The organism is Aeromonas sp. 601027 (genome assembly GCF_049174455.1).
Lineage (GTDB): Bacteria > Pseudomonadota > Gammaproteobacteria > Enterobacterales > Aeromonadaceae > Aeromonas > Aeromonas veronii_A.
In genome coordinates, this window is the sequence record NZ_JAAKTN010000001.1 from 629,308 (window position 1) to 650,760 (window position 21,453).

The following is a 21,453-nucleotide window of genomic DNA, read 5'->3' on the forward strand; positions in this document are numbered from 1 at the left end:
AAACTGGGCAAGCAACCGCAAGCCCGCGCTCACCGGATCAATGAAGAGATCCGTCTGAAAGAAGTTCGTTTGGCTGGTCTGGATGGCGAAGCTCTTGGCATCGTATCTATCCAGGAAGCACTGAACTTGGCCGCAGAGGCCGAAGTGGATCTGGTCGAGATCAGTCCGAACGCCGAGCCGCCCGTTTGCCGGATCATGGATTACGGCAAATTCCTCTACGAAAAGAGCAAAACCACCAAAGAACAGAAGAAAAAGCAGAAAGTCGTCCAGGTCAAGGAGATCAAATTCCGTCCTGGCACTGACGAAGGCGACTATCAGGTAAAACTACGCAACCTGGTTCGCTTTCTGGAAGACGGGGACAAGGCTAAGGTCACCCTGCGCTTCCGTGGTCGTGAAATGGCACACCAGGATCTTGGTATCAAGGTTCTTGAGCGCGTCAAGAACGATCTGGAAGAGTTGGCCGTAGTCGAATCGTTCCCGAAAGTCGAAGGCCGTCAAGCTGTGATGGTCCTCGCACCTAAGAAGAAATCTTAAGGCCCACAAGAAATTGACTCATGGGGCTCGCTCCATGAGTCGGTTCGCCTTGCGATTTTGTTGTCACTCACAATGCGGAGTATGAAATGCCGAAGATGAAAACCAACCGGGGCGCCGCAAAGCGCTTCAAGAAGACTGGCTCAGGTCGCTTCAAGTGCAAGCACAACCACCTGCGTCACATCCTGACCAAGAAGAGCAGTAAGCGTAAGCGTCAGCTGGGACCGAAGTTCTTTGTTTCCGCTGCCGACCACAAACGTGTTGTCGCTTGTCTGCCGTACGCATAAGGGGGGATGTGAAAAATGCCAAGAGTTAAACGTGGTGTGACTGCTCGTGCTCGTCACAAGAAAGTAATGAAAGCCGCCAAGGGTTACTACGGCGCCCGTTCCCGTGTTTACCGCGTAGCGGTACAAGCGGTAACCAAAGCTGGTCAGTATGCCTACCGTGACCGTCGCCAGAAAAAGCGTCAATTCCGTCAGCTGTGGATTGCGCGTATCAACGCTGCTGCCCGTCAGAACGGTCTGTCCTACAGCCGTCTGATCAACGGTCTGAAGAAGGCTTCTATCGAGATCGATCGCAAGATCCTGTCCGATATCGCCGTTCACGACAAGCTGGCTTTCACCGCCCTGGTTGAAAAAGCTAAAGCAGCTCTGGTCTAATTCCAGCACTGTTATAAAAAATAAAGGAGGCTCAGGCCTCCTTTTTTGTATCTGTCATTCACGGTTTTACATCACGTTTTTCTTTCTCCCGTCCACGTTTTGTCCACTGTTTTACACGCGCTACAGTTTTCTCCATACAAAGTGACATGTGGGAGATCACTAGTTCTATAAATGGATTGTATGCCAACAAACTATGTCTTTATTCTACTATTTCAAGAGTGACGGTAAATCGATGAGACTCGCTTGATATAACAAAATGATTTGTAGGGAGAAAAGCCCACCTTAACTATGGTCAGCGAAGGGGCTTTTTTTGTATTATTCCACTCTTGACCTTATTTAGCCTAAAGGCTCCTGTACCGGGAGTGGTGACGAGGAAGACATGCAACAGCTTGAAGAAGTAGTCGGCCAAGCCAGAGCCGAAATTGAGGGCGTGAGCGATATCGCGACCCTCGACGAAATCCGGGTCAAATATCTGGGTAAAAAGGGCTTTTTTACCGAGCAGATGAAGGGCCTGGGTGCCTTGTCTGCCGAAGAGCGTCCCGCCGCGGGCGCCGTGATCAACCAGGCAAAACAGCAGGTTCAGGATGCGCTGAACGAGCGTCGTGAAGCGCTCGAAGCTGCCGTGCTGAACCAGAAGCTGGCCGCCGAGACCATCGATGTCAGCCTGCCGGGCCGTCGCATTGAGAATGGTGGTCTGCATCCTGTAACCCGCACCATCGAGCGCATTGAGCGCCTGTTTGGCGAGATGGGCTTCAAGGTTGCCCGTGGTCCCGAGATTGAAGATGGCTTCCACAACTTCGATGCACTGAACATTCCGGCTCATCACCCGGCGCGTACCGATCACGATACCTTCTACTTCAATCCTGATCTGATGCTGCGTACCCACACCTCGGGCGTGCAGATCCGTACCATGGAGCATCAGCAGCCGCCGATCCGCATCATTGCACCGGGCCGCGTCTATCGTAACGACTACGACATGACCCATACCCCGATGTTCCATCAGGTTGAAGGTCTGCTGGTTGACGAGCATGCCAGCTTTACCGAGCTGAAGGGCATTCTGCACGACTTCCTGCGCAACTACTTCGAGGAAGACCTGACCATTCGCTTCCGTCCTTCCTATTTCCCGTTCACCGAGCCGAGCGCCGAAGTAGACGTGATGGGCAAGAACGGCAAGTGGCTGGAAGTGCTGGGCTGCGGCATGGTTCACCCGAACGTACTGCGTTCGGTCGGCATAGATCCGGAAAAATACTCCGGCTTTGCCTTCGGCATGGGCGTTGAGCGCCTGACCATGCTGCGTTACGGGGTCAACGACCTGCGTGCCTTCTTCGAAAACGACCTGCGCTTCCTCAAGCAGTTCAAGTAAGGGCGAGAGAACATGAAATTCAGTAAATCCTGGGTGATGGAGTGGGTCCGCACCGAGTTGAGTGACAATGCGCTGGCCGAGCAGATCACCATGGCCGGTCTGGAAGTGGACGCCGTGGAAGCAGTTGCCGGCCAGTTCAACAATGTGGTGGTGGGTGAAGTGGTCGAGTGCGCCCAGCATCCTGACGCCGACAAGCTGCGGGTGACCAAGGTCAACGTGGGTGAAGCCGAGCTGCTGGACATCGTCTGTGGCGCGCCGAACTGCCGTCAGGGCCTGAAAGTGTGTGTGGCCAAAGTAGGGGCGACCCTGCCGGGTGATTTCACTATCAAGAAAGCCAAGCTGCGTGGCCAGCCGTCTCACGGCATGCTTTGCTCTTTCAGCGAGCTGGGTATCGACGTTGAAGCCGATGGCATCATCGAGCTGCCGGCCGATGCCCCCATCGGTACCGATATTCGTGACTACCTCAATCTGAACGACGTCTCCATCGACGTGGATCTGACTCCGAACCGTGCCGATTGCCTCGGTATCGCGGGTCTGGCTCGTGAAATTGGCGTGCTCAACAGCGTGGACGTGGTCGAGCCGACCTGGGCACCAGCTGTTGCCACCATTGATGCAACTTTCCCGATCCGGGTTGAAGCACCAGCTGATTGCCCCCGTTATCTGGGCCGCGTCATCAAGGGGCTGAACTTGCAGGCCCAGAGCCCGCTCTGGATGCAAGAGAAGCTGCGCCGTGGCGGCATTCGTTCCATCGACGCCATTGTCGACATCACCAACTACCTGCTGCTGGAATACGGTCAGCCGATGCACGCCTTCGATCTGGCTACCCTGGAAGGGGAACTGGTGGTGCGTCGTGCCCACGCCGATGAGCCGATGACCCTGCTCGATGGCAACGAAGTGAAGCTCAAAGAGACCACCCTGGTGATTGCCGATGCCAAAGGTCCTGCCTGCATGGCCGGTATCTTCGGTGGCAATCGCACCGGTGTATCCGAGACCACTACCGACATCCTGCTGGAGTGCGCCTTCTTCGCGCCGCTCTCCATCACCGGCCGTGCCCGTGCCTACGGTCTGCACACCGACTCTTCCCACCGCTTCGAGCGCGGGGTGGATCCGGAGTTGCAAGCCAAGGTGATGGACAGAGCCACCCGTCTGCTGTTGGAGATCTGCGGCGGCGAAGCGGGTCCGGTCATCGAGGTCAAATCCGATGCCCATCTGCCGAAAGCGGCCCCCATCAAGCTGCGTCGCAGCAAGCTCGACAAGGTGATCGGTATCAGCGTGGCTGACGCTCAGGTGGTCGAGATCCTGACCCGCCTCGGCATGCAGGTCACTGTGGATGCTGACGGTTGGACTGCGCTGGCACCCTCCTGGCGTTTCGATATCGCCATAGAGGAAGACCTCATTGAGGAAGTGGCTCGCATCTACGGCTACAACAACATCCCGAACCTGAAACCCGCCGCTTCTCTGGCGATGGTGGAGCAGGCAGAAGGGCAGGTGACCTTGAAGCGCGTGCGCGACCTGCTGGTTGACCGCGGTTTCCAGGAAGCGATCACCTACAGCTTCGTCGATCCCAAGACCCAGCAAACCCTGTTCCCGCAGAGCGATGCCATCGTGCTGCCGAACCCGATCTCGGTCGAGATGTCCGCCATGCGTGTCTCTCTGTTCCCGGGTCTGGTGCAAGCCGTTGTTTACAACCAGAATCGTCAGCAGCCGCGTGTGCGTCTGTTCGAGCAGGGTCTGCGTTTCATCAAGGATGAAAGCGCCGAGAACGGTATCCGTCAGGAGCCGATGCTGGCCGGTATCATCACTGGCAACCAGAGCGACGAACACTGGGATATCAAAACCCGCGCAGCCGACTTCTTTGATCTGAAAGGAGATCTGGAAGCGGTGCTGGACTTGACCGCCGAAGGGGCCACCTTTACCTTCGAGCGCACCGAGCACAGCGCCCTGCACCCGGGCCAGAGCGCAGCCATCCTGCGCAATGGCGAGATCATCGGCCACATCGGCGTGATCCACCCGAGCCTCGAGAAGAAGCTGGGCCTCAAGAGCCGCGCGGTGATGTTTGAGCTGGAGCTGGATAAGCTGACCCCTGCCAAGGTGCCGGTTGCGGCCGAAGTTTCCAAGTTCCCGGCGAACCGTCGCGACATTGCCGTGGTAGTCGATCGTCAGGTTCTGGCAGGTGATGTGCTTGCGGTAATTAAAAAAGTTGGCGGAAATCAGGTAGTTGGAATAAACTTGTTTGACGTATACCAGGGTGCTGGTATGGCAGAGGACAAGAAGAGCCTGGCCATCAGTCTTGTATTGCAAGACACCCAGCGCACCCTGGAGGAGAAAGAGATTGCCGAGACCGTAGACAATGTCGTGCGGGCCCTTGGTGAAGAGTTGAATGCATCCTTGAGGGATTGATCTATGGCGCTTACCAAAGCCGACATTGCAGAGCACCTGTTCACCCAGCTCGGGATGAGCAAGCGTGAAGCCAAAGATATGGTGGAAGCCTTCTTTGAGGAAATCCGACAGGCGCTTGAGCGTGGTGAACAAGTCAAGATTTCAGGCTTCGGTAACTTTGACCTTCGTGAGAAGAATCAGCGTCCCGGACGCAACCCCAAGACGGGCGAGGATATTCCTATCAGCGCCCGCCGCGTGGTGACCTTCCGGCCTGGCCAGAAGCTCAAGGCCAGGGTAGAAAATGTTGAACCCAACGAGTGATAAAAAGCCAGGCAGATGCCTGGCTTTTGTTTTCAGATGACCAAATTCCCCGTTTTTCTTCTGGGTGCCGTACTGGCACTGCCATTGCACGCCAAGCCTTTGCAGACCACAGTGCTGCCGTTGGCGCCGGCGACCCAAGCTTATGTAAATTCACTGAGTCAGCTCTCGCTCTGCTATCCTGCGACGCTTCCTCCACCATACCTGATGGCCGAGGGGGGTCTGCTCAAGGATCGTCTCGCCCGGTTGCAGGAGCTGTTCCCGGTTCCCCTCGTGCTCAAAGAGTTGCCCGATTGGCAGATATTGCGCAACGGGCTCGCAGAGGGTGACTGCGACATCATTCCCTATGTCGGAACCCGCAAGAAGGCCGTGGAGGGCATGCGGTTAAGTCGTCCGATGATGGAGACCGATGCCGCCATCCTCTACAAGGGTGAAAATCTCAAACAGGCCCGCTTTCTGGTCTACTCGCTGGCAGACTCTGCCCGCCTGCTGCACGAGCTCTATCCACAGGCACGCATTATTTCCCTAAAAAGCGGAGAGAAGGTCTACGACGCGCTGCAGAGTGGCAAGGGTGATGCCTATCTGGGGGACTATCTGCAACTGCGCTATCTGATGCGCGAGTTTCCTGCCGATGGTTTGCGCCTGCGCCGCCTGTTTGGTGAGGATCGGATCATCAGCTATCGCTTGATGATGCGTGATCAGCCTGAGTTGGCCAATCTGGTGGACACCCTGATCCGTCATATGCCCGCCGGTACTATCTATACCGATCTGGCCCGTTATCTCGATCAGGGGTCGCTCTACGTCAACCAACCCCACTTCAGCGATACCGAGCAGGCCTGGTTATCCGGCCGCGGTCGCACCATTCGCCTGGTGGTCAATCCCGAGTTGATGCCCTATAGCGGCGTCAATGATCTGGGGGAGCCGAAAGGGTGGAGCGCGGATGTGTTGCGCTGGGTCACCCAGGAGACCGGCCTGAAATACAAGCTGGTGCCTGCCGCCAGCAAGGCGGAGGCCGTAGAAAAGCTGCGTCGTGGTGAGGCGGATATGATGGCCGGTTTGCCGGAATCCCCGGCATTGACGGATCAGTTCATTTTCAGCCGGACGATCTCCACCAACCGGTTTGCCTTGATCAGCAAGCGCAAGCTGGCTTCTGATCGCATTACCCAACTCAAGCGGCAGCGTATTCTGGTGCCGGAATCCCTCTACGATCCCTCCTTGCTCGCCCTGCTCGGTGATCAGGAGTGGGTTCGCACCGACGGCATCGAACAGGGGCTGGCAGCGATCAAACATGGCAAGGCTGACGCCATGCTGAGCGAGCTATATCAGCTGCAATATCCCCAGCGTACCAACTTGCTGGAAGGGCTCGATATTGAGGAGCTGGAAGATCGCTTCAGTCTTGGCTTTGCCATCAACAAGAGTCAGACCGAACTGGCCGGGGTGATGGATCGCAACCTGATGGCCCTTACCAGCACCCAGATTGACGAACTTAACCAGCGCTGGCGCCGCTTGCTCGTCGTGCAGCAACCCGGTGTGAGCTACGCCGCCTGGTTTGGCTCCATCGCCATGGCACTGCTGATCAGCGGTATTGTCATCGGCGGGATCTGGCGTTCCCGCCAGCAACTGGCAAGGGAAGTGGCCCAGCGTCACGCCGCCGAGAAGGCGCTGGCCATCGAGAGCGAGCTGCGGGAAACCATGTTTCAGGCGTTGCCGGTGCCCGTCTATCTGCGCAACAGCCAGGGCAAGGTGATCAAATCCAATAAACAGGGGCGACGTCTGGCCCTGCGCTACTCTCAGCAGTTGATGCTGCCGCCGGTTCAGCCGCAAAAGAGCGAAGGGGAGCTGGTGCTGGGGGAGCAGGTCTTCGCCTATGCCCAGCATCCGCTGCGGCTGGACAAGCAAGCACCTGCCACCGATCTCATCGCCCTGTCGGATATCAGTGTGCTGCGTGAGCAGGCCCGTTTTCTACGTCAGGCAGAGCGCCGCCTGCGTGCCCTGACCAATACAGTCCCCGGCGTGGTGCTGCAGTTTATGTTCGAGCGGGGACGGGTAGGGGCCATCGAGTTTATCAGCCGAGGCTGTTACGAGCTGCTGGGGCTGGCGAGCCAGCAGATCCGCCGTGAGCCCAAACGGGTGCTCATTATGCTTGAGCGCGAGGATCGCCGCCGGGTAAGCCGTGAGATGTTCGCCATGTTGCAGGCTGGCAAACCCTTCGCATTCACCCTGCGCTATCACCATCCGACCAAGGGTCTGCGCTGGTTGCAGCTCTATGGCCGTGGCCGCAGTCAACCGCATGGTTGGCGAATTTATGCGGTGATGCAGGATGCCACTGCCCGGGTCGAGCAGGATCAAGCATTGCAGCACTCCCATGAACAGGCGCAGCAGGCGGTGCAGGCCAAGGGCCGTTTCCTGGCGGCGATTAGCCACGAGATCCGTACACCGATGAACGCCATGCTCGGCTTGCTTGAGTGGCTGGCCAGCACCCCTTTGTCGAGAGAACAGGATTCGGCGCTGGCGCGGGTGCGTCAGGCGGGGGATGAGCTGCTCGGCCTGCTCAACGATGTACTCGACTTTAGTCGCAACGAAAACAGCAAACTCTCCCTCTCGCCCCAGCCCACCGATTTCGCCGAGCTGTGCGAGCACGTGGCGGCGGTGCACTGGAGTAAGGCCAGATCCAAACGGCTGCAATTACGATTGCGGCTTGACCCCGCCTTGCCAGCCTTGCTGACTCTCGATCCCCATCGGGTACGGCAAGTGCTCCACAATCTGCTCTCCAATGCCATCAAGTTCAGCCTGCGTGGGGAAGTGGTGCTGTGGGTCGAGGTAGTCGCATCGACCTTGCGCTTCGGGGTCGATGATGAAGGGCCGGGGATCACCGCCAAGATGCGTCCTACTCTCTTTATGCCATTCGAACAGTTTGCTGTTGAAGGACAGTTGCGGGCGCCGGGCACCGGCCTTGGTCTGGCGATCTGCAAGCAGCTGCTCGAGCAGATGGGCGGGTTGATCGATGTCGAGGGACGCCCGGACGGTGGTAGCCGCTTCTTCTGCGAGTTGCCGTTGCAACAGGTTCAGCAAGATATCGATTGGCAGCCAAGAGTACGCCAGTTATCCCTCTCACTGCCTCACGATGAGGTTTTGGGGGTCACGCCCTGGTTGTCCAGGCTCGGTATTCATGTTGCCAGTCGTGCGGTTGATCTGCTGCAGGCCGAGAGAGACGAGGATAGTCTGTATCACTGGTCATGGCAGGGGGAGTCCTGGGTGCCGGGCACCATGATCAGCCTGTTCCAGCCACGGATGACATCAGAGCAACCTGTGGGTGAGATGCAGCCCGGGCTTGGTATGCGGGTACTGCTTGTTGAGGATCACGATGTCAACCGGGAGCTGATCTGTATGCAACTGGGGCAACTCGGTGCAAGCGTAGTCAGTGCCGCCAATGGGCAGCTAGCGCTGGAGATGCTGGTGAAGCACCAGGTGGATCTTGTGTTGACAGACCTGCAGATGCCGGTGATGAACGGGGCCGAACTGTGCAGGCAATTGCGCAAATCCGCCCGTTGGGCCCGTCTTCCGGTCTATGTGATCACCGCAGATCTCAGTGAGCAAGCGGCAAGGGAGCTGCAATCCTGCGGTTGCGATGGTCATCTGGACAAGCCGGTCGCCCTCAAGGTGCTGGCGACCTTGCTGCGCCATATTGGCAAAGAGGGGAGCAATGCTGTCGCCCCGACGCCGGTTGCCTCGTTGCTGACCGATGAACTGGCTGCCCTTTATCTGAAGGCTACCCGTGATGATTTGGCCGAACTTGAACGCTGCTGCACAGAAGAAGATGAAGTTGGCGTGAATGCTGCTTTACACAAGCTGAAGGGGGCCGCCAGAATGGTAGGAGCCACGGCGCTGGTGACGGTGATTGACGAGTGGCAACAAGCCCCCCATCCAGCTCTCCAGAGCAGTTTGAACCGGGCGTTGGATGAGTTCAGCCAGCATTTCTCGAAAAGGACCCAAGATGATCATTACTGATGAAGAACTGCTGGCGTTGCTCGACTCGGAAGAGCACGAGGCGGCAGATTTTTGCCCTGTCTTGCTGTATGCGCTTGATCGGGCCTCCCATGAGCTGGCAAAGAGCACGACACTCCCCTCCTATGTCACTTTGCAGCGCACCCAACCGGACGCCTGCTGGCAGTGGGAAGGGTTGTTTGCGGCAGGAGCCATTGCCCTTTACGATCCTGCCGCTCACCAGCAGGCGGACTATTTCCCCGAGTTGCAGCATCATCAGGGAATTTATGCCATTGGTGAAGATTGGCTGGGAGGACTTGCCGCCAGTTACCGTGACTGGAACAACTGGCTGGCGGCCAAGCGGGTACTGCTGCTAGAAGATCACCCGTTTCAGGGGATGCAGTTACAGCAGGCTATCGCCGAACTGGGGCTCTCCTGCCAGTGGGTGCAGGATGAAACTGCCTGTCTTGCTGCGTTGGAGGCTGGCGACATCAGTCTGCTGGTGTGTGATCTCAGTCTGGTGGAGCAGGATGCCATCAGCCTGCTGATGAGCCAGCCGCAAATTCAGCGCAGCGGGTTGCCGATCATTCTCTTGTCGGCGCACGAGCAGACATTGATCGACGGTGCCCGCCGTCTGCTGCACGATGCCGGTTTCAATGTGCTGGCTGCACTGGCCAAGCCACTCGATGGCAACGAGTTGCTCAGGTTGCTGCGCGGACTCTATCTGGGGCCTCTGCGTCAGCGTCGGCTGAGTGGCCAACGTCGAACAATTCGTCGTTGGCAGGGGGAAGTGCAGGGGCAACTTGGGCTGCTCTCCAGCCCCGCGACTCCTCATCCGGTCTGGCTGGCGGTAACGGGTTTACCCAGCCGCTGGGAGGCACTTAAAGAGTGGTTGACGGATCAGTCACGTAGCCCCACAGAGCTGACATTATTGATCCATCGTCGGGATCACCTGTTGAGCAATGGAGAGCGGTTTGCGCTGGTACTGCAAGCGAGTCTGGCGGGGAGCAAGCTGGCGTTGCTGCTCGATAACAGCCAGCATTTGCCATTCGATCTGCTGGAGCGTTTGCCGTTGAGCGCTTTGCTGCTGGGGCAGGCGCTTTTACCCGAAATAGAGTCATTGGCCATGGACTCCCTGCTGGGACGCTTTATGGCCCGAGTCAGAGAGCTGGGGATCGCCGTCTATCTCGATGATCCTTACAATCTGCTCGACGCCGAGGTGTGGCGGGAGCAGGGTATTGCGGGGCGCTGGTAACCCGTGCCCCGTTATCTCTGCTGGCCCATCCATCGGGAGCGTCTCTGCAAGGGGCTGGCAGGCTGGCCCCATCCGGCTTCGCGGTCGGTACTGCCACTGACGATGCAGGTCGCCGACCAACCTTGTCTGCTACGAGAGCTGCAGGGGGTGGATCCTGACCGTATGCTGGCCGCCTATGATGCGCTCAGTGAGGAGAGCATCTACTTGCGTTTTATGCGCCCCAAACGGAGGCCACCGCCGGAGCAGGTGGCCCAGTTTCTCAATTACCATCCCGAACACCAGATCTCGCTGTTGCTGACCGATCTTGCCGGTGAGCCGCTGGCTCAGGCTCAGTCCATCCGGCGTCGACTCCATCCGGAGCGTGCCGAATTTTCCTGCATCGTGGCAGATCATTTCCAGCACAAGGGAGCGGGACGGCGCATTCTGCTGGCGCTGGCACTGCTGGCCCGAGCTGAGGGGATCTGTGAGTGGACCGCGGAGGTGCTGGCCCAGAATCGTCCCATGCTCACTTTGCTCAAGCGCCTTGGTCTGCCGCTGACCCTGGTAACCGGGCGGGAGATGGTTTTTGTCAGGCTCGATCTGACCGTGCTGGATGAGTGGTTGCCCGCACAGCCACGCCAAGCTTTTAAGACCAAGGGCGAATAGTGGCGCTTTTTTCCCTGTGCTAAGGTCACACTATTATGCGGGGATAGACGGAGCAGCTTATGGCGCAGTCATACAAACATATCGTGATCCTGACCGGAGCGGGGATCTCTGCCGAATCCGGCATCAAGACTTTTCGTGCCTGCGACGGTTTGTGGGAAGAGCACAAGGTCGAGGACGTGGCGACCCCCGAGGGTTATGCCCGTGATCCCGATCTGGTGCTGCGCTTTTACAACTCCCGCCGCAAACAGCTGCAACAGCCCCAGGTTCACCCCAATCCGGCCCACTATGCGTTGGCTCGTCTCGAGCGGCTTTTGCCCGGCACGGTCACCCTGGTGACCCAGAACATCGACAATCTGCACGAGAGTGCTGGCAGCAAGAACCTTATCCATATGCACGGCGAGCTGCTCAAGGCTCGCTGCCCGGAGTCCGGTCAGGTGATCGAGTGGCGCGGGGATCTCCATCAGGACGAGCTCTGCTCCTGCTGCCAGTTCCCCCAGCCGATGCGCCCCCACGTGGTCTGGTTTGGCGAGATGCCGCTCGGGTTGGATCGCATCTATAGTGCGCTGGCCCAGTGCGATCTGTTCATCTCCATCGGCACCTCGGGTGCCGTCTATCCGGCCGCCGGTTTCGTGCACGAAGCGGGATTGAACGGGGCCCACACCATAGAGCTCAATCTCGAGCCGAGCGAGGTGGGTAGCCAGTTTGACGAGAAGCGCTATGGGCCGGCCTCCCTGCTGGTACCCGCCTATGTCGATGAGTTGCTGGAGGCGTGCGGCATCCATCAACCGAGGCAAGTCGAGGGGCACAACTGGATGGAGATGCGCGGTCCCTGAGCTAGTGTGTGACGGGACAGTTGCAATGGTTCGGTGAAATCGCCACACTGGCAGCCACAAAAAATGGGACGCAGTTGGCGCAAATTACCATGAACGCAGTAAAGCAATGGATCGCTTTTTTTCTCCTGATGCTGGCCAGTGCCAGCGCATCGGCCTCCATCCCCCTGATGACCCTGGTACTGCCAGATGGCCAGCAGGTGACCCTCGATGAGGCGGCCCTCTCCGCCTTGCCACAGACCGAATTCACCACCACTACTCCCTGGACCCAGGGCACCCACCACTATCGCGGGCCGACCCTGTCAACCGTGCTGGCGGCGCAAGGGATCCCGGATGCTCGCAAGATCGCCGTTTCGGCCCTCAACGGCTATCAGCAGGTGGTGGATCTGGCCCTGTTCGACGGCGTGCCGCTGACCCTGGTGCGTCAGGAGGACGGCAAACCGCTGACCCGGCGCAACAAGGGGCCGCTCTGGCTGCTCATCCCGTTCACCACCTATCCCAAGCTGGACGTGCCTGCCATTCACAACTGCATGGTGTGGCAGGTGACCCGCATCGAGATCGTCGATTGATGGGGCTATCCCGCCAAAATCTGCTGTTGGTTGCGGTGTCGCTGCTGTTTCTGCTCTCGTCGGGCAGCAGCCTCTATCTGCAGTATCGGCAAGAGCAGCTGGTCGATACCTTCTACCGCAATGTCCACTGGAACATCAGCCAGGTGATGCTCGAATCCCAGCGTTTCCTCTACGACCTGCAGCTCTATCGGGCTGGCAGACTGTCGATGGAGACCCTGAGCCTCGATTACGATCTGCTGTGGAACCGGCTCGACATCTTCCTCATCAGCAGCGAGACCGCCGAGATGCGCCAGCGGCACGGACTCGGCAAGGTGCTGGCCACCCTGTTCGAGCAGATCAAGCAGCTCGAACCCCAGATGGAGGCTGGTGCGCTGCGCGAGGGGGCTGAGCTTGCCCGCTTGCAGGAGGCGATCGCCAGCCAGACCCGTCTCATCGAACAGATAGGGGATCAGATCCTCTCCGGCCAGGAGCGGGAGCATTCGGTCAGCCAGATCCGCAACAGTCTGTTCTGGCTGCAGATCTGGCAACTGATCCTGCTGCTGACTGGCGGCGCTCTGGTCGCAGCCCTCATTCGCGCCAATCTGGCGAACCGCCGGCTTGCCCTGCTCGATCCCCTGACCCAGCTTGGCAACCGCCGTGCCCTGCAGGAGCAGCTCTCTCGCGCTCTGCATGCTGATGATGTGAGCGCTTTGGTGGTGCTCGATCTCAAGCGCTTCAAGCAGGTCAATGATCTGCTGGGTTATCAGGTCGGTGATCGGCTGTTGCAGATGGTGGCCAACAAGCTGCAACAGGCCCATGGCAGTCACGCTTACCGGCTTGGTGGTGACGAATTTGCCGTGGTGCTGACCAAGGCGAATGATGCGCTGGAAACCGCCATTCATGAGCTGGTGGATCTGCTCCATTTCGAGTTCGTGACCCGGGAGTGCAGCTTCGATCTGGCCTGTCGGCTCGGGGTCGCCAAGGCGCAGCAACAGGATGCCGCCCGGCTGCTGGATCAGGCCATCCTGGCCCTCAACCAGGCCAAGCGTAGCCAGGAGGGGGCGATCAGTTGGTTTGAGCCTGCCATGCTGCAGCAGCTGCAGTTGAGTCAGCAGCAGCTTCATCAGCTGCGAGAGTGGCTGGCGGGGCGCGAGCCTGCACCGCTGCAAGTGGCATTGCAGGCGCTGACGGACGGACAGGGCAACGAGATGTGGCAATTGGCGCTTGAGTGGGGTGAGCAGGGAGTGCCCTGCCACATGCGCTGGCTGCAGGAGTGCGGTGTGCTTGGGCCCGTGTTGGCCCGTGTGCTGCAAACACACGAGGCGCAGTATGCCGATGGGCGGGCACTGCTGGTCCCGCTCGACAACCAGGCCCAGCTTACTCATCTACTGGCCTATCTGCCGGAGGCTTCCCGTACGCCGCTGGTGTTGCTGGTGCCGATGCTGCAGCCGGATAGTGCCTTGCTGGCGGGATTGCGCCAACAGGGTTGCACTCTGGCGCTCAGAGAGATTGGCAGTACCACCGCGGCGCAGCTGGCAGTCGGCTGGCCTGTCCGCTACTGGCTGCCGCAGGGTGATGAAGATGGCGAGTTGTTGCAGCCTCTGGCCCGACGATTGGGGTTGGTGCCACTGCAAGTGCTGGCGGCCAGGGAGACCCGGTCGCTGGCCTGAGGGCAAAAAGCGGTATTGCACCGGCAAGAGACAAAATGAAACAAGGCGACCTTGGGGTCGCCTTGTTTCGTTTATTGCCCCTGAACGTCAGGTGCGAGGGGCGCAGGATTGCCTGATCACCAGGTCCGGGTCGACGGTGATCAGGGGGTTCTCCACCGCTTCACCGTTGATGCGGGCCAGCAGGCGGGTGACGGCGAGACGCCCCAGCTCCTCTTTGGGCTGGTTGACGGTGGTGAGCGGCGGCGACATAAATTCAGCCAGCGCCACATTGTCATAGCCAACGATGGAGATATCCCGCGGGATCACCAGCCCCGCCTGATGGGCGGCACTGATGGCTCCCATCGCCATCATGTCGTTGCAGACAAAGAGGGCGGTGGGGCGCTCGGGCAATGCCAGCAGACGAGTCATCGCCTGATGGCCGCTGGCGCAGTCAAAATCACCCTCCTGGATCCACTCCTGATTGACGATGAGACCTGCCTCCTGCAACGCCTGCTCGAAGCCAGCTTGGCGCTGGTTGGCGGGGGCGCGGCTGTGGGGGCCTGTGATACAGCCGATGGCGGTATGGCCCAGCTCAATCAGATGGCGGGTCGCGAGATAACCACCGTGGAAGGAGTTGTCGGCGATAAGATCCACATCTTCGCTGACCAGCCCCCAATCCATCACCACCACCGGCAGGCTCTTGAGCCAGTCGAGCTGATTGAACACCTCTTGCTGTCCTTCGCTACACATGATCAGCAGGCCATCGACCCGCTTGCGCAGCATCATCTTGAGGTAGGAGAGGGCCGTCTCGGCTTGCCCCTCGGTGTTGCCCAGCATCAGGTTGTAGCCCTGCTCGAAGCAGTAACGTTCCACCCCGCGCACCACCTCGGCAAAGAAGGGGTTGCTGGAGGTAGTGACCAGCATGCCGATACTGTTGGTCTCCTTCACCTTAAGGCTGCGGGCCACCAGACTCGGGGCATAGTTGAGATCGCGCATGGCGGCGAAGACCCGTTCGCGGGTCTCCTCGGCCACAAAGCGGGTCTCGTTGATGACATGAGAGACGGTGGTGGTCGACACACCCGCCAGCGCCGCCACCTCCTTGATATTGGCCATCAGTGCCCCTGCGCAGTCTGCTCAAGCAGGAAGGCGTCAACCTCCTGTTTGCTCGGAATGGAGCTCTGGGCTCCGAATCGGGTCACGGAGAGCGCCGCCGCCCCGTGGGCAAAGCGCACCGCGCTGTGGAAATCGGCTCCGGCCAGTTCCGCCGCCAGCAGGGCGCCGTTGAAGGTATCGCCTGCGGCAGTGGTATCGACCGCCTTGACCCGAAAGCCCGGGATCAGCTGTTGCTGCTGGGCGTTGCTGCAATAGACCCCCTGCGACCCCAGGGTGATCATCACATCCGCAATGCCCATCTGGTGGAAGCGGGCGGCCGCCTCGCGGGCACTTGCTTCGTCGGTGACTTTGACGCCGGTCAACAGCTCGGCTTCAGTCTGGTTGGGGGTGATAAGGTCGACCAGCGCCAACAGCTCAGCGGAGAGCGGGCGGGCGGGGGCGGGGTTGAGCACCACCCGGGTGCCGTGGGCGCGGGCCAGCCGTGCAGCTTCATGAACGCTCTCGAGCGGCACTTCCAGCTGCAACAGCAGGGTGTGGGCGTCGGCGATCATCGCTTCGTGGTTTTTCACCACGGCAGGGGTGATGGCACCGTTCGCCTCGGCAGAGATGCCGATGCTGTTCTCCCCCTCATCGCTCACATAGATGATGGCGATACCGGTCGGGAGCTTGGGATCGAGTTCGACGGCGCTGACGTCGATGCCATCTTTGGCAAAGCCGCTCTTCATCTGGTGGCCTATGGCGTCATCGCCGATACGGGCGATAAAGGAGACGGGGGCGCCGAGGCGGGCGGCGGCCACCGCCTGATTGGCCCCCTTGCCACCTGGGACAACCTGATAGCTGTGACCGGTCAGGGTTTCACCCGGGCGAGGAAAGTGGGGAACGCGCAGCACATGGTCTGCATTGACACTGCCCAGAACGACGAGACGATTCATGTTGACTACTCCTGATGCATCTTGGCTTGAACACTGTGATGGAGTGAGCCCAAGCCGGGAGGCACCTGAACGAGAGGGAAAAGGGGAGGCGAACCTCCCCTCGAGAACTTACTTGCTGACCACTTGCAGCGGTACCGGAATGGATTTCTCGACCGGCTGACCTTTCAGCACCTTGTCGGCAGTCTCGACGCCGATGGCACCGATCAGGGCAGGCTGCTGGGCCACGGTGGCGGCCAGTTTACCCTTGGCAACGGCGGCTTTGCCATCGTCAGTGCCGTCGAAGCCGACGATCATCACCTCTTTACCGGCAGCCTGCACGGCGCGGATGGCACCCAGCGCCATCTCGTCGTTCTGGGCGAACACAGCTTGAACGGTCGGGTGGGCCGCCAGCAGGTTTTCCATGACGTTCAGACCCTTGGTGCGGTCAAAGTCGGCAGGCTGGGAAGCCAGCACCTGCAGCTTGTTGGCCGCCACGGCCAGGGCAAAACCTTCGCCACGGTCGCGGGCGGCGGAGGTACCGGCAATCCCTTCCAGCTGGATCACCTTGGCACCGGTGCCCAGTTTCTCGGTGATAAAGTCACCGGCCAGCTTGCCGCCCGCCACGTTGTCGGAGGCAATGTGGGCCTTGACCTCACCCTGCGCAGCGCCGCGGTCCAGGGTCAGCACCGGAATGCTGGCGCGGTTGGCCAGACGGATAGCGTTGCCGACCGCTTCGGAGTCGGTGGGGTTGATCAGGATGGCGCCGACCTTGCGCACGGTGAGATCTTCCATGTTGGAGAGCTCTTTGGCCGGGTCATTCTGGGAGTCCAGTACCACCAGCTCGTAGCCAAGCTCTTTGGCTTTGGCTTCGGCACCCTCTTTCATGGTGACGAAGAAGGGGTTGTTGAGGGTGGAGACCACCATGGCCAGGGTTTGATCGGCGGCCTGGGCGGTGCCCAGCACGGACATGATGGCGGCAGCGAGCAGGGTATTGAGCTTTTTCATCATTTCATTCCTTGTGTGTGGCTTGTCTTATCAACGATTGCTTTTGTTATCGATCATCACGGCAAGCAAGATCACGCTGGCCTTGGCGATCATCTGGTAATAGGAGGATACGTCGAGCAGGTTGAGGGCGTTATTCAGGAAGCCGATGATCAGCGCACCTATCAGGGTGCCCATGATGCGGCCCTTGCCGCCCATCAGGCTGGTACCACCCAGCACCACAGCGGCGATGGCATCCAGCTCGTAACCCATGCCGGCGGTCGGCTGGGCAGAGGAGAGACGGGAGGTGACGATAAGCCCTGCCAGTGCCGAGAGCGCGCCGCACAGACCATACACCGCCAGCTTCACCCGATCCACATTGATGCCGGAGAGGCGGGTAGCCGATTCGTTGCCGCCCAGGGCGTAGATGTAGCGACCGAGACGGGTGTGGTTGAGCATGAACCAGGCGAGCAGGAAGACGATGGCCATCAGCCAGATGGGCACCGGCAGACCGAACAGGTAACCGGTACCAAGCCAGGCGAAGTGATCGGCGCCGTCACTGAAACCGGTGGAGATGGGACGACCCTCGGTATAGACCATGGTGATGCCGCGCAGAGCGGTCATGGTGACCAGGGTGGCGATAAATGCCTGTACTTTGCCCTTGGCAATGATGAGGCCGCTGACGCCGCCCAGCAGGGCACCGGCACCCAGGGTGAGGGGCACCACCAGCCAGATCGGTAGCTCCATGGCGACCATGGTCGCGGCCAGCGCACCGCACAGGGCCAGCACAGAGCCGACCGACAGATCGATACCGGCGGTAAGGATAACCAGCGTCATACCGACCGCCATGATGGCGTTGACCGAGGTCTGGCGCAGGATGTTGAGCAGGTTGTCGGCGGTGAAGAAGTTGGGGCTCAGAAAGGAGACCACACCAATCAGAACCAGCAGCGCGACCAGGGATTTGTTCTCGATCCACCACGCCTTGCTCATGACGCCACGGCGGGAAAGGGTTTGGGTTGTCATTGGGATGCCTCTTGCTCTGCTTGCCACTGTTTACCGACTGCCGCCGCCATCAGCTTCTCCTGATTGGCATCGCGGGTGTTGAACTCTGCGCTGATGCGCCCTTCGTGCATCACCATGATGCGATCACTCATGCCGAGCACTTCCGGCATCTCTGAGGAGACCAGAATGATGCTCATCCCCTCCTTCTTGAACTGGTTGATCAGCTGATAAATTTCCTTTTTCGCCCCCACATCGACGCCGCGAGTCGGCTCGTCGAGGATCAGTACCTTGGGCCGGGTCAGCAGCCCCTTGGCGATGGCCACCTTCTGCTGGTTGCCGCCGGAGAGCAGCTTTATCAGCTGATCCTGACTCGGGGTCTTGATGTTGAACAGACGCACATAGTCGCTCACCGCCTGCCGCTCGGCCTTGCCGTCGATCTTGCCGTTGCTGATGAACTCGTCGAGGGCGCACAGACTCATGTTTTCGCGCACCGACAGCTCCAGCACCAGCCCATCCCCCTTGCGATCTTCGGAGATATAGGCGATGCCTGCGGTCAGCCCATCGGCCGGGCTTTTGGGCACCAGAGCATGACCGTCCACTGCCACTTCACCGGCGCTGATGGGGCTGGCGCCATAGATCAGCTTCATCAGCTCGGTACGACCGGAACCCATCAGGCCGCTAAAACCCAGAATTTCCCCCTGACGCAGGGAGAAACTCACCCCGCGCACGCCGGGACCGGCCAGATCTTTTACCTGCAGGCTGACGGGGCCAAGCTCGCGCTCAAGACGCGGGTACTGCTCTTCCAGTCGGCGGCCCACCATCATCTCGATGATCTTGTCTTCATCCAGATCGCTCACCGCCTTCTCGCCGATCCACTTGCCATCGCGCAGCACGGTGACCCGATCGCAGATCTCGAAGATCTCCTTGAGGCGGTGGGAGATATAGACAATGCCGCAACCCTGCTCACGCAGCTCGCGGATAACCTTGAACAGCTGATCGGTCTCGGTATCGGTCAGCGCATCGGTGGGTTCATCCATGATGATGACGCTGGCATCGAACGACAGCGCCTTGGCGATCTCCACCATCTGCTGTTCGCCGATGGAGAGATCCCCGAGTCGGGTATCCGGCCCGTGTTTGACGCCAAGTCGTGCCAGCAGGCCGCTTGCCCGCTCGCGCAGTTGTTTGTGGTCGATGCTGCCAAAACGGGTACGGGGTTCACGACCGAGGAAGATGTTGGCGGCAATCGACAACTCCGGCAGCAGATTCAGCTCCTGATGGATGATGCTGATCCCCTGATCCTGAGAGTCGCGGGGGCCCTTGAAGTGGACCGGCTGGCCGCGATAGCTGACGCTGCCCGCATCGGCCTGATAGATACCGGTCAGCACCTTCATCAGGGTGGATTTGCCGGCGCCATTTTCACCGAGCAGGGCCATCACCTGGCCCGGATAGACCCGCAGACCCGCTTCGTCGAGGGCGCGTACACCGGGGAAGGTCTTGACGATCCCAGTCAGCTCCAGAATGGGTGAGAGGGGGGAGGTTGTGCTCATTTGCAGCTTCCTTGAAGAGGCCTTCTTTGAAGAATGTCAGAACGCCACACCGGCGCAGAGGATCAGGTTGGCGTAGGGAGTCACCTCGCCGCTGCGCACGATTGCCTTGCTCTGGCGGGAGCGGGTTTTGAACTCCTCGTGCAGGCAGTATTCGATGGCGATGGGTTTGCCCTGGGCGGCTGCGTGCGCTTCAAGCTGATCGACCAGTGCCTGATGGGCGGCGGGGCTGATCTGCTTGATCTCGCTTGCCATGATCACCTTCTCCACCACCAGATCGGTGAGCAGGGCGGTCAGTACGGTTGCAAGGCTGGGCGTCCCCGCCATCAGCGCCAGATCGATCCGCTCCGGACCTGCCGGAATGGGCAAGCCTGCATCGCAGACGGTGATCTCGTCGGTGTGGCCCATCTGTGCCACCAGAGCACTCAGGGGAGCATTGAGCAGTACGCCTCGTTTCATACAGCACCTCATCAGGCCTTGGCCCGTCAATCTGTGAACCGCTAGGCAACCGGTTACGCAACCGGTTGCGTCATGGCGCAAAGATAGGCCTTTTACTAAGGAAGGGCCACGGCAAAACCACGGAAATGTGAAAACGATCTCAAAGGCGGGAGAAGAAGTGCAGGGGAGGAGGCAGGAAGGGTGTCAGCAGAGCCCTGACACCCTTGTTATTCATCGAGCTATTGATTTTATGGTTAGTTGGCCAGTGTCTTGGCGACCGCCGGACGGCTCAGCATGCGCTGATAATGATCGGCAACCTTGGGGAATTCATTGATCTCGACCCCATCGCTTTTCAGCCAGCCCGCGACCACAAACAGATAGATATCCGCCACGCTGAACTGCTCGCCGAGTACCCAGGGGCCTGCCAGATAGTGCTGCTCAATCTGGGCAAAACCATCGCGCATATTGCTGGCGACTTTCTGCTGCATGGCGGCAATGGCCTGCTCGTCATCGGCCCAGCGGCTGCCACGGCGACCGTGGGCGTGGGAGACATGCACGGTGGAGGCGAGGAAGCTGTTGACCTCCTGCATGCGGGCCAGCAGGAACGGGTTGTCCAGCGGCGCCAGCTTGGCATCGGGGAAGCGCTGCGCCACATAGAGCAGCAGGGCCGGGGTCTCGGTCAGGGTGCCCTGCTCGGTGACAAGGGCTGGCACCCGTCCTTTGGGGTTGATGGCAAGATACGCAGGATCACGCTGCTCACCGGCGGCGAGGTTGACGAGACGGGGTTGGAACGGGGCATTCGCTTCCAGCAGGGCAATCTGCACGGCCATGGCACAGGTGCCGGGAGCGAAATAGAGGGTCAGATCGGACATGAATACTCCTGATTGGCTCAGGCCACCCGCAATATCGGCGAAAGATTGTTTCGCGTAACACCACGGAGGGTCATGAAAAAAGAGAGGGGGCAACGCTTGCCCCCACAACCAATCTACACCCCTGAGGGGGCATGAAAAAGCGCAGAATTAATCGACTTTGGCCGCTTTGCTGTTTGCCCACACCCTAAACCCCTTGGCCAAAACCTCGAACCAGATGTTGCTGAGCTTGATGGCATCGCTGACGACTGAGGGGTGGCAAGTTGGTACTGAAAGGACTGGGGGGGCAATAGCGCTCCCGCCTCGCGATGCACTCTATCTGTGAGAAATCATGCAGGTGGAAGACTGATGCCCGTGTGCGGGAATACAGATCCTTTTTGCGATGATCCTTTCAGGCTTGAAGGGGAGCACCGCAATTATTATCAATAAGACAG

19 protein-coding genes are annotated in these 21,453 nt (G+C 59.5%); 12 read left to right on the forward strand and 7 right to left on the reverse strand.

The window, feature by feature from the left end:
- The first annotated feature begins 3 nt into the window (after positions 1 to 3).
- The 12 genes from infC (at position 4) to G5193_RS02720 (ending at position 14,182) form a co-directional block, all read left to right on the forward strand.
- On the forward strand, positions 4 to 534 hold the full coding sequence (gene infC, locus G5193_RS02665) for a translation initiation factor IF-3 (protein ID WP_234923365.1): 531 nt from the start codon (positions 4 to 6) through the stop codon (positions 532 to 534).
- A gap of 86 nt (positions 535 to 620) precedes the next feature.
- On the forward strand, positions 621 to 818 hold the full coding sequence (gene rpmI, locus G5193_RS02670; RefSeq protein WP_005300673.1) for a 50S ribosomal protein L35: 198 nt from the start codon (positions 621 to 623) through the stop codon (positions 816 to 818).
- A 15-nt stretch (positions 819 to 833) separates the two neighbouring features.
- Complete coding sequence (rplT, locus tag G5193_RS02675) at positions 834 to 1,190, forward strand: 50S ribosomal protein L20 (protein WP_005300683.1); 357 nt, start codon at positions 834 to 836, stop codon at positions 1,188 to 1,190.
- Positions 1,191 to 1,569: 379 nt separating this feature from the next.
- Positions 1,570 to 2,553, forward strand: coding sequence for a phenylalanine--tRNA ligase subunit alpha (gene pheS / locus G5193_RS02680; protein WP_376901004.1), 984 nt, complete (start codon positions 1,570 to 1,572; stop codon positions 2,551 to 2,553).
- Positions 2,554 to 2,565: 12 nt separating this feature from the next.
- Positions 2,566 to 4,953 (forward strand): phenylalanine--tRNA ligase subunit beta, encoded by a 2,388-nt coding sequence (gene pheT / locus G5193_RS02685; RefSeq protein WP_376901005.1) that lies wholly within the window; start codon positions 2,566 to 2,568, stop codon positions 4,951 to 4,953.
- Positions 4,954 to 4,956: 3 nt separating this feature from the next.
- Entirely contained in the window at positions 4,957 to 5,253 is a 297-nt protein-coding gene (ihfA, locus tag G5193_RS02690) for an integration host factor subunit alpha (RefSeq protein WP_005300715.1), read from the forward strand.
- A 15-nt stretch (positions 5,254 to 5,268) separates the two neighbouring features.
- Complete coding sequence (locus G5193_RS02695) at positions 5,269 to 9,258, forward strand: ATP-binding protein (protein WP_421204894.1); 3,990 nt, start codon at positions 5,269 to 5,271, stop codon at positions 9,256 to 9,258.
- Complete coding sequence (locus G5193_RS02700) at positions 9,245 to 10,489, forward strand: response regulator (protein ID WP_266134623.1); 1,245 nt, start codon at positions 9,245 to 9,247, stop codon at positions 10,487 to 10,489. The genes G5193_RS02695 and G5193_RS02700 overlap by 14 nt, the downstream gene beginning before the upstream one ends.
- A 3-nt stretch (positions 10,490 to 10,492) precedes the next feature.
- Positions 10,493 to 11,134, forward strand: coding sequence for a GNAT family N-acetyltransferase (locus G5193_RS02705; protein ID WP_216978765.1), 642 nt, complete (start codon positions 10,493 to 10,495; stop codon positions 11,132 to 11,134).
- 59 nt (positions 11,135 to 11,193) lie between these two features.
- Complete coding sequence (gene cobB / locus G5193_RS02710) at positions 11,194 to 11,967, forward strand: Sir2 family NAD+-dependent deacetylase (protein ID WP_216978766.1); 774 nt, start codon at positions 11,194 to 11,196, stop codon at positions 11,965 to 11,967.
- A gap of 89 nt (positions 11,968 to 12,056) precedes the next feature.
- A complete protein-coding gene (locus G5193_RS02715) occupies positions 12,057 to 12,533 on the forward strand; it encodes a hypothetical protein (protein WP_216978767.1) in 477 nt (158 codons plus the stop codon).
- Positions 12,533 to 14,182 carry a diguanylate cyclase domain-containing protein gene (locus G5193_RS02720; RefSeq protein WP_421204895.1) on the forward strand — a complete coding sequence of 550 codons (1,650 nt, stop codon included), beginning with the start codon at positions 12,533 to 12,535 and terminating at the stop codon, positions 14,180 to 14,182. Before G5193_RS02715 ends, G5193_RS02720 begins: the two co-directional genes overlap by 1 nt.
- An 87-nt stretch (positions 14,183 to 14,269) precedes the next feature.
- Here the strand turns inward: G5193_RS02720 and G5193_RS02725 are convergent, their stop codons facing one another.
- The 7 genes from G5193_RS02725 to G5193_RS02755 all read right to left on the reverse strand — a co-directional run bounded on the left by G5193_RS02725 (position 14,270) and on the right by G5193_RS02755 (position 21,022).
- Complete coding sequence (locus G5193_RS02725) at positions 14,270 to 15,274, reverse strand: substrate-binding domain-containing protein (RefSeq protein ID WP_421204896.1); 1,005 nt, start codon at positions 15,272 to 15,274, stop codon at positions 14,270 to 14,272.
- Positions 15,274 to 16,206 (reverse strand): ribokinase, encoded by a 933-nt coding sequence (gene rbsK, locus G5193_RS02730; RefSeq protein WP_100645834.1) that lies wholly within the window; start codon positions 16,204 to 16,206, stop codon positions 15,274 to 15,276. The genes G5193_RS02725 and rbsK overlap by 1 nt, the downstream gene beginning before the upstream one ends.
- A gap of 108 nt (positions 16,207 to 16,314) precedes the next feature.
- Positions 16,315 to 17,190 (reverse strand): ribose ABC transporter substrate-binding protein RbsB, encoded by an 876-nt coding sequence (rbsB, locus tag G5193_RS02735; RefSeq protein WP_005360585.1) that lies wholly within the window; start codon positions 17,188 to 17,190, stop codon positions 16,315 to 16,317.
- Between the two features lie 30 nt (positions 17,191 to 17,220).
- A complete protein-coding gene (rbsC, locus tag G5193_RS02740; RefSeq protein ID WP_005336670.1) occupies positions 17,221 to 18,189 on the reverse strand; it encodes a ribose ABC transporter permease in 969 nt (322 codons plus the stop codon).
- Positions 18,186 to 19,715, reverse strand: a complete 1,530-nt coding sequence (gene rbsA, locus G5193_RS02745; RefSeq protein WP_216953559.1) for a ribose ABC transporter ATP-binding protein RbsA — start codon at positions 19,713 to 19,715, stop codon at positions 18,186 to 18,188. Before rbsA ends, rbsC begins: the two co-directional genes overlap by 4 nt.
- 36 nt (positions 19,716 to 19,751) lie before the next feature.
- Positions 19,752 to 20,171: a D-ribose pyranase gene (rbsD, locus tag G5193_RS02750; protein ID WP_021230086.1), complete on the reverse strand. Its 420-nt coding sequence runs from the start codon at positions 20,169 to 20,171 to the stop codon at positions 19,752 to 19,754.
- Between the two features lie 233 nt (positions 20,172 to 20,404).
- Positions 20,405 to 21,022, reverse strand: coding sequence for a glutathione S-transferase family protein (locus G5193_RS02755; RefSeq protein WP_421204897.1), 618 nt, complete (start codon positions 21,020 to 21,022; stop codon positions 20,405 to 20,407).
- Between the last annotated feature and the right edge of the window lie 431 nt (positions 21,023 to 21,453).

Bases quoted from the DNA above. Each gene is read 5' to 3' on its own strand.
- rpmI (WP_005300673.1), top strand. From the start codon at position 621: ATGCCGAAGATGAAAACCAACCGGGGCGCCGCAAAGCGCTTCAAGAAG.
- rplT (WP_005300683.1), top strand. From the start codon at position 834: ATGCCAAGAGTTAAACGTGGTGTGACTGCTCGTGCTCGTCACAAGAAA.
- pheS (WP_376901004.1), top strand. From the start codon at position 1,570: ATGCAACAGCTTGAAGAAGTAGTCGGCCAAGCCAGAGCCGAAATTGAG.
- pheT (WP_376901005.1), top strand. From the start codon at position 2,566: ATGAAATTCAGTAAATCCTGGGTGATGGAGTGGGTCCGCACCGAGTTG.
- ihfA (WP_005300715.1), top strand. From the start codon at position 4,957: ATGGCGCTTACCAAAGCCGACATTGCAGAGCACCTGTTCACCCAGCTC.
- G5193_RS02695 (WP_421204894.1), top strand. From the start codon at position 5,269: ATGCCTGGCTTTTGTTTTCAGATGACCAAATTCCCCGTTTTTCTTCTG.
- G5193_RS02700 (WP_266134623.1), top strand. From the start codon at position 9,245: ATGATCATTACTGATGAAGAACTGCTGGCGTTGCTCGACTCGGAAGAG.
- cobB (WP_216978766.1), top strand. From the start codon at position 11,194: ATGGCGCAGTCATACAAACATATCGTGATCCTGACCGGAGCGGGGATC.
- G5193_RS02715 (WP_216978767.1), top strand. From the start codon at position 12,057: ATGAACGCAGTAAAGCAATGGATCGCTTTTTTTCTCCTGATGCTGGCC.
- G5193_RS02720 (WP_421204895.1), top strand. From the start codon at position 12,533: ATGGGGCTATCCCGCCAAAATCTGCTGTTGGTTGCGGTGTCGCTGCTG.
- G5193_RS02725 (WP_421204896.1), bottom strand. From the start codon at position 15,274: ATGGCCAATATCAAGGAGGTGGCGGCGCTGGCGGGTGTGTCGACCACC.
- rbsK (WP_100645834.1), bottom strand. From the start codon at position 16,206: ATGAATCGTCTCGTCGTTCTGGGCAGTGTCAATGCAGACCATGTGCTG.
- rbsB (WP_005360585.1), bottom strand. From the start codon at position 17,190: ATGAAAAAGCTCAATACCCTGCTCGCTGCCGCCATCATGTCCGTGCTG.
- rbsC (WP_005336670.1), bottom strand. From the start codon at position 18,189: ATGACAACCCAAACCCTTTCCCGCCGTGGCGTCATGAGCAAGGCGTGG.
- rbsA (WP_216953559.1), bottom strand. From the start codon at position 19,715: ATGAGCACAACCTCCCCCCTCTCACCCATTCTGGAGCTGACTGGGATC.
- rbsD (WP_021230086.1), bottom strand. From the start codon at position 20,171: ATGAAACGAGGCGTACTGCTCAATGCTCCCCTGAGTGCTCTGGTGGCA.
- G5193_RS02755 (WP_421204897.1), bottom strand. From the start codon at position 21,022: ATGTCCGATCTGACCCTCTATTTCGCTCCCGGCACCTGTGCCATGGCC.